The sequence below is a fragment of the Halobiforma nitratireducens JCM 10879 genome (assembly GCF_000337895.1).
GTDB lineage: Archaea > Halobacteriota > Halobacteria > Halobacteriales > Natrialbaceae > Natronobacterium > Natronobacterium nitratireducens.
Map to the genome: position 1 here is coordinate 40,499 of NZ_AOMA01000183.1, position 6,908 is coordinate 47,406.

At 66.8% G+C, this 6,908-nt stretch carries 4 protein-coding genes; all 4 read left to right on the top strand.

What is annotated here, in order from left to right:
- Positions 1 to 126: 126 nt before the first annotated feature.
- The gene (locus C446_RS16790) at positions 127 to 1,152 is read left to right on the top strand and encodes an ABC transporter ATP-binding protein (RefSeq protein WP_006674323.1); all 1,026 of its coding nucleotides are present in this window, start codon (positions 127 to 129) and stop codon (positions 1,150 to 1,152) included.
- A complete protein-coding gene (locus C446_RS16795) occupies positions 1,149 to 3,131 on the top strand; it encodes an ABC transporter permease family protein (RefSeq protein ID WP_006674324.1) in 1,983 nt (660 codons plus the stop codon). The genes C446_RS16790 and C446_RS16795 overlap by 4 nt, the downstream gene beginning before the upstream one ends.
- Positions 3,121 to 4,314 carry an ABC transporter permease gene (locus C446_RS16800; RefSeq protein ID WP_006674325.1) on the top strand — a complete coding sequence of 398 codons (1,194 nt, stop codon included), beginning with the start codon at positions 3,121 to 3,123 and terminating at the stop codon, positions 4,312 to 4,314. Before C446_RS16795 ends, C446_RS16800 begins: the two co-directional genes overlap by 11 nt.
- Positions 4,315 to 4,456: 142 nt before the next feature.
- Positions 4,457 to 6,908, top strand: a 2,452-nt coding sequence (locus C446_RS16805) for a penicillin acylase family protein (RefSeq protein ID WP_006674326.1), incomplete at its 3' end; no start/stop codon positions are given.

The following is a 6,908-nucleotide window of genomic DNA, read 5'->3' on the forward strand; positions in this document are numbered from 1 at the left end:
GCCGAGCAACAATGGGGGTTTGGCCGCCGTCGCGTGCGAGCCGTCGGGCTTCAGGCGAGGTTCCGCTCGTGGGACTGTCACCGGTCGCTAGACTTTACTGGGGGGGCTCCTACCTTGGAGCAACGAATGGCGATACTCGAAGTGGAGGGGGTCCGCAAGGAGTACGACGGGTTCACCGCGGTCGAGGGCAGCAGCTTCGCGATCGAACGCGGCGAGGTCTTCGGCGTCGTCGGCCCCAACGGTGCGGGCAAGACGACCACCCTGAAGATGCTCGCCGGTCTCGTCGAGCCGACCGCTGGAACCGCCGTCGTCGCTGGCTACACGCCGGGTGAGCGTGCGATGCAGCGAACGCTCGGTTTTCTCCCCGAGGAATCCCCGCTGTACGAGGAGATGACCGCCGTCGACTATCTCGAGTTCTTCGCCGACCTCTACGACGTGCCCGACGCCGTCGCGGCCGAGCGGATCGAGTCGTCGCTGGATCGACTCGAGCTAGAGCACCGCGAGCGCCGGATCGGCAACATGTCCAAGGGGATGAAACGCAAGGTCGCGATCGCTCGCGCGTTGATCAACGACCCCGAAGTACTCATCTTCGACGAACCGGCGTCGGGACTCGATCCGCTGACGACGAACCACGTCATCGAGTTCACCGAAGAGCTCAGCGAGGAGGGGAAGACAGTCGTCTTCAGCGCACACAACCTCTTTCACGTCGAGAGCGTCTGCGACCGGGTCGTCATTATGAACGACGGCCGGATCGTCGCTCGTGGGAGCCTCGACGAGATCCGCGACGAACACGGTGGAACCGAGTACCACGTGTACGCGACCGTCGACGGGAGCGACGGGCTCGAGGACGGCCACGACGGCCGGGTCGAAACCGACGTCGACGAGACCGGAAGCGTCCGCCACGTCGTCGCGGATATGGACGCGGTGGACGCGATCCGTGAAACCGTCGAGGCGCGGGACGGTCGAGTGACGGACATCCAGACCGAGACGCCGAGTCTCGAGGACATCTTCCTCGAGGTCGCGGGCGGCACGGAGCCGGACGCGGAGCGCAGACGAGACGACGGAGACGGAACGGGCAGGTCCGAGAGCGAGCCCGACGGGGGCGACGATGAGACCGACTCGTCCGAATCCGAGCGGGTGGTCGATGCGTGAGCGGCGAGCCAGACCCGTCGAGCTCACACGGCGAGGTAGACTCGAGCGATGGACGGCCGTCCCGACGGGCAGGCGACGAAACTGAGAGTACGCAACGAAGCCGAGCCGCCGAACTCCGGGATTCCTGCTCGAGAATCGTCCGCGTCGCCCGCTGGGAAATCTCGCGGACGACCGGAACCGTCGATCGGAAGACCGTCTTCGTCCTGCTCGCGGTCGCCATCGCGGTCGGCATCGTCGGTTTCGCCGCCGCGGACGACGGAATCGGTCTCGAGGACGAGATCTACGTCGTCGGCGTCGACGAGGAGAACCCGTACCACGACGTCGCGACCGCCAGCGACCAGTTCAGGACGGTGCCACTCGAGGCGGTGCGGATCGACGACGGCGGCGCGTCGGGTAACGTCGACGTGGTGATCGAGGACCGGCGGATCGGGTACGTCGGCGAGAACGGGGTGGCTGCCTACGACGCGTTCCGTGACGCTGTCGAGGCGTACAACGAAGCGCTGATGGCCGGGGAGGACGACGAGACGGCGGCGTACCCGGTGCTCGTCGAGATCGAGTACCAGGACCGGAGCTTCGACGGCGACCTCGAGCCGCCAGTCGAGAGCGAAGCGGACGAGAGTGACGGCTCGGGAGTCGAGGACAGCGAGGACAGCGCCGAAGGCGAAGCGCCGGAGGAAACCGACGGCGAAGATAGTGCCAGCGACGAGGACACTGTCGACCTCGAGGGCGACGAAGACGAGCCAACGGACGGCGACGAACCGCCGCTCGAAAGCGACGAGGACACCGACGCCGGCGGCGACGCGAACGTGACCGTCACCGGGTCCCCTGGCGATCTCGAGCCTCCCTTCCCCTTCCAGTCGCTGATCCTCGCGTTCCTGTTCGTCGTCCCGATGAACTTCGTCATCCAGGCTTACGGGAGCACGATCATGGACGAACGGATCAAGCGCCGGGGCGAACTCCTGTTGGTTTCGCCGGCCTCGAGCCGCGAGATCGTCGCGGGCAAGACGCTGCCGTATCTGGCGGGGCTCGTCGGGATCGTCGTCGCGATCACGCTCGCGATCGGTGGTGGGTTCCTCTCGGTCGCGGCGACCGTACCGATCGCCTTGCTCTTTCTCGCAGCCACGTTCGCCGGCGCGATGTTCGCCCGGTCGTTCAAGGAACTGACCTTCGTCACGGTGACGATCAGCGTCGTCCTGACGACGTACGTCTTCATCCCGGCGATTTTCACCGACGTAACGCCGATCGCGCTGATCTCGCCGCTGACGCTCGTCGTGATGGATCTGCAGGGCGAAAGCGTGACGCTGGGTGCGTACCTGGTTTCGACCATCCCCGTCTACCTCACCGCTGCCGTCGTCTTCCTGCTCGGGCTCGGGACCTACCGCGAGGAGGATATGTTCGCCCAGAAGCCGGTGCCGACGAAAGTGATCGACGCGATCGCGGTCCGGGTTCACGGCAAGCGTAGCGTCCCTGTCCTCTCGATCGTCTTCGTCCCGTTCGTCTTCGTGGCACAACTGCTGGCGATCGCCCTTCTGTTTGCGGCCCCGCCGTTGCTGACGTTCACGATCATCTTCTTCTTCGCGGCGGCCGTCGAGGAGGTGGCAAAGAGCGTGCACGTCTACGCCGGGTTCAGTCGTGCCCGGTTCGAGCCGACGCTGGCGGCCGCCATCGTCCTCGGTACCCTCTCGGGGGCGGCCTTCTTCCTCGCCGAGAAGGGGACTCAGATCGTCCAGCTCGTGGGCCTCCACGAGTTCGAGAGTGCGATCGCGGCTTTCGGTCCCGAAACCATGGCGGGTGAGGTCGCCGACGGGCCGGTCGTCTTCGCTGGACTCCTGCTCGCGCCGCTGATACTTCACGTCGTGACGGCGATCATCTCCGCCGTCGGCGCGACGCGCGGACGGACCAGCTACGTCGTCGCGCTGGGACTCGCGACCGCCGTTCACGCGTTGTACAACATCGGGGTGATTCTCCTTGTCACGTGACGAACCGACTCGAGAGCGCCGGATCGACGGTGGAAGCGACGAGCAGACACAGGAGTCCGTACAGCGAGGGCCGAACCCGCCGGCTCCCGCGGGGGCGAGTGCAAACGGCGACGGCGACGCCCGCGAGTCGCGGTTCGGGCCCCGGTGGGCCGTCGCCTGCCGAGAGCTCCGGTCGCTGCGCTCGGAGAAGACCATCATCCTCGCGATCGCGATTCAACTGTTCATCGCGGCGTTCTCCTCGTTTCTGGTCGTCGGCTTCGTCTCGATGTACGATCCCGACGGGCTCGGCGGCCAGGACATCGACGTTGCAATCGTCGGCGAGGACCCAGCCACCCTCGAGGCCGCGGCCGACGACCAGGCCGGGCTGAATACGGTCAGGTACGACGATCGTGCGGCGGCCTACGGAACCTTCGAGAACGGACAGGTGGCAGCCGTCCTCGAGACCAGCAGGAACGAACACGACCAGCTCGTCGTGGACGTGACCGCGCCCGAGGAGGGAATCGAGACCACCCTGCTGGTCGTCCAGCTCCGGGAGACCCTCGAGGCCGTCGAACACGACGAGCGGCTCGCGAACGCCGACCGGCTCGCGTCGACGCCGCTTACGATCCCCGACGAGGTCGAGGCGAGCCCGTACGTCGGCTTCACGTACACGATCCTGGTGCCGCTGTTGTTGTTCCTGCCGGCGTTTATCAGCGGCTCGATCGTCGTCGACTCCCTGATCGAGGAACGAGAGCGTGGCACCCTCGAGTTGCTCCGGGTGACGCCGCTGTCGCTCGCCGACGTGGTCGACGCGAAACTCGCGGCGACGGCCGTGCTCGCGCCGATGCAGGCCGCGGCGTGGCTGGCGCTGCTCGCGGTCAACGGGACGACCGTCGCGCGGCCGGGCGTGCTGATTCTCGTCGTCGCGGCACTGTCGCTGCTGGTCGTCGGACTGGGCACCGTCGTCGCGTTGGTCGCGCCCGACCGACGACAGGCGCAACTGCTGTACTCGGTTGCGATCGTCGGCGCGCTGGTGGTGTCGACGCTGCTGCCCGAGCATCCCGCGAACACGGTCGCGAAAGTCTCACTCGGGTCCGCGACGGCGACGACGTGGCTGCTGGTCGCACTCTACTGTCTGCTCGGGGCGGGCGCGTTCCTCGCCGCTCGAGCGACGGTCGAACGCATCGATCCGGCCGAGCTGTAGCCTCCGGTTTCGGAACGGTGCGTCGGACGGTCCCGTTTCGGTGCGGCACGTAAGACGAGCCTCCGTCCGTATTCCCGAGGCTACCGTCGGCCGCCTGACAGCAAGGTTATAGTGGCCCGGGGAGACGTAGGGAACGACAATCGTGACCAGTGAAACCACACGACGTGGCCTCCTCGCGGGAGCCCTCGCAGCCGGCGTAGGGGGACTCACCGTCAGCGGGGCCGGCTCGCTTCTCGAGTCGTTCGCGCCGCTGTCGGGGCGCGCCTGGGACGCCGCAGGCAGGGACCGGCCGGACTCGGTCGAGAGCCCGTACGGCGAGGCAGTCGTCCGGTACGACGAGTACGGGGTGCCGACGGTCGAAGCCGACGACGAGGACGCCGCGTACTTCGCGGTCGGCTACGTCCAGGCGTTCGACCGGCTGTTTCAGCTCGACCTGCAGCGACGGGTCATGCGCGGGCAGGTGTCCGAACTCGTCGGCGAGGCGACCCTCGAAGACGACGAGTTCCACGTCGCGATGGACTTCGCGGGCGCGGCAGAGGCGACCTGGGAGCACGTCGCCGACACGCCTGCCGGACCGCTGGTCGAGGCCTACGTGGACGGGGTCAACGCCGTCATCGACGGGACACAGCTTCCCCTGGAGTTCGAACTCCTCGAGTACGAGCCCCGCGAGTGGACGCCCGTCGACACGATTCTGATGGAGAAACAGATATCGTGGGATCTGACCGGAAGCTTCGGCGAGCTCCGCCGGGCAGTAGTCGCCGACAGACTCGGCGACGACGCTCTCGAGGAGCTGTATCCGGAGCGGCTGGATCACGACGTGCCGATTCTTCGGGAGACTGTCGACGCCGAAAACGACGAGGACGAGACTGACGACGGGGCCGGCAACACCTCGCCGTTCGTCGCGTTCGAGAGCGACGAGAACGGTGCCGACGACCCAGGCGGCGAATTGGCAGACTGGCTCTCCCGGTTCGAGTCACCCACTGGGATCGGCTCGAACAGCTGGGTCGTCTCCGGGGACCACACCGAGAGCGGGAGCCCAATCGTCGCCTACGATCCACACCTCTCGTTGATGACACCGCCGCTGTGGTACGAACAGGCCGTCGAGACGCCCGAGACATCGGTCCGAGGGGCGACGTTCCCCGGTGTTCCGTTCATCATCACCGGCGCGAACGAGACGGGAACCTGGTCGTTTACCAACGTCGGCGCGGACGTACTGGACTGTTACGAGTACGAGTTGCGGGAGTCCAGCGAGGGGGCCGACGACGGAGACGAAACCGACGACCACCACATCTCGAGTACCGACGCCGACGAGTACCGGTACGGCGAGGAGTGGCGCGAGTTCGAGACCGAAGCACGGACGATTCCCGTCGCCGACGGCCCCGACCGAACGATCACGATCAAGAAGACCGTCCACGGCCCCGTCCTCGAGCGGGAAGGACAGACCGTCGGCGTCGCCTGGACCGGCCACACAGCTACCAGGACGACCGAGGCGATCTACGAGTACGAGCGCAGCGACGGGGTAGAGGACGTGCTCGAGTCGACCGAGAAGTTCGACCTGCCGACCCAGAACCTCGTTTACGCCGACGCCGACGGCCGAACGATGTACTTCGTCACCGGCAAACTCCCCGTCCGAACGATCGACGGCGAGGTCGTCACCGGCAACCGGATATTCGACGGCTCCGACGGCGAGGGCGAGTGGGACGGCTTTACCCCCTTCGGCGAGTCCTCGTGGGATGGATTCGTTCCCTTCGCGGAGAAACCCCACGCGATCGATCCCGACGTGCTCGCGACCGCGAACCAGCGCGTGACCGACGAGTCGACCTACTACGTCGGCGTCGACTACGCGGCCCCGTACCGCGGCGCGCGGATCTACGACCGACTCGACGAGCGTCTCGAGACCGACGAGCCGACCGACCTCGCGTTCCATCGCGACCTCCAGAACGACACCTACGACGGCCGTGCCGCGCAACTGGTACCGGCACTGATCGATGCCGTCGCGGACCACGACGCGATCTCGGATCGACTCGACGCCGCCGCCGCCGCGCTCGTGGACTGGGACTACCGCATGGATCGAGACTCGTACCCGGCGTTGCTGTTCGCCCGCTGGCTCGAGCACTTCCGGCGGGAGGTCTTCGAGCCAGCGTTCGAGACCGCCGATCTCGACGACTCTTACTACCCCAGCGACTGGGTGCTCGCGACCCTCCTCGACGACAGCGACTGGTTCGACGGCTCCCGGACCGACCGGATGCTCGAGGCCCTTGACGCTACACTCGAGGAGATCGACGCCGAAGGCTGGCAGCGGTACGGCGACTGGAACACGACCGACGTGATCGAACACCCGTTCGGCGTCGAAGCACCGTTTCTCGACTACGAGGCGCGGCCGGCCGACGGCTCGGAGGCGACAGTCAAGAACTATCGCGTCGACTCCGCGATCGGCGCGAGCTGGCGGATGGTCGTCGAACCGGGCGGCGAGGCGACGGCGATTCTCCCCGGCGGGAACTCTGGGGATTACTTTTCCGACCACTACGACGACCAGTTTCAGGCCTGGGTCGACGGCGAACAGAAGCCGATGGATCGAACGCTCGAGGGCGATC

Coding starts and splice junctions, on each gene's coding strand:
- C446_RS16790 (WP_006674323.1), top strand. CDS start 127: ATGGCGATACTCGAAGTGGAGGGGGTCCGCAAGGAGTACGACGGGTTC.